Origin of the sequence: Celeribacter ethanolicus (assembly GCF_001550095.1) — a bacterium.
GTDB classification, from domain to species: Bacteria; Pseudomonadota; Alphaproteobacteria; order Rhodobacterales; family Rhodobacteraceae; genus Celeribacter; species Celeribacter ethanolicus.
In genome coordinates this window covers 1-1049 of the sequence record NZ_LRUC01000016.1, presented here as the reverse complement: position 1 = coordinate 1049, position 1049 = coordinate 1, and the positions used below count along the sequence as shown (strand labels likewise).

The following is a 1049-nucleotide window of genomic DNA, read 5'->3' as shown; positions in this document are numbered from 1 at the left end:
CGCAACCAGCGGATTTTTCACAATAAAACCGTGGTTGACATCCTCACGGAGCTCCTCGGTGCCTATGCCTCGGCAGGCAAGATGGAGACCCGGCTGACGCTCGATTACCCGGAACTCGAATACACCGTTCAATACCGAGAAAGCGACATGGATTTCGCCGCGCGCCTCATGGAACGGCACGGGATTTCCTATCATTTTGAACAGGATAGCGGCTCTCACCTGATGGTTCTGACCGACATTGTCGAGAGCCATGCGACCATCGGCGAGCGCCCGTTCAAGCCCTATGATGGCCACCACCAGGAGGAAATCGAGCACTTCTGGGAATGGCGGCCAGCGCGGCGGATCACGACGGGGGCGGTGCGGCTCACGGATTACAATTTCAAGACGCCGACCGCGGCGATGGAAACCAATTCTTCATCTTCTTCGCGCTATGCTCAGGGCCAGATCGAAAGTTTTGACTGGCCGGGGGATTACCTCGACCAGGGCCGTGGCGATGTGGTCGCGCGGCTGCGGTCGGAGGGTGAGACCGGCCAGGACCGGCGCTTTGAGGCGCAGGGCGATATTCCTGCGCTTGGCGCGGGGCTGCGGGTGACGCTTGGCGGCGAGCCCCTTCCGGGATCGGGGGAGGACTATCTGTGCCTCGTGGCGCATCACAGCTACACGTCGGACAATTACGGTTCCGGCGGCGAAGAGGGCGACGGCTACGCCTACACCGGGCGCTATGTTTTGCTGCCCGCCGACGCGCCTCTGGTGCCGGAGTTGAAGACCGCGCGCGCCGATGTGAAAGGCCCGCAAACCGCGGTGGTCGTGGGCGACGGCGAGATCGACTGCGACGAGTACGGGCGCATTCTGGTGCAGTTCCACTGGGATCTGGACGCCGCCTATTCGATGCGCTGCCGGGTGTCGCAATCCTGGGCAGGCAACGGCTGGGGTGGCATGGTGATCCCTCGGATCGGCATGGAAGTCGTGGTGGAATTCCTCGACGGCGACCCGGACAAACCGCTGGTCACCGGGTGCGTGTATAACGGCAAGAACGCGGTGCCGTATGA

The 1049-nt window shown here is 62.5% G+C and carries 1 protein-coding gene; it reads left to right on the top strand.

From position 1 onward, the window contains the following. Nucleotides 1-30 precede the first annotated feature (30 nt). On the top strand, nucleotides 31-1049 hold a 1019-nt coding region (locus tag NH195_RS07870; protein ID WP_238379727.1), incomplete at its 3' end, for a type VI secretion system Vgr family protein.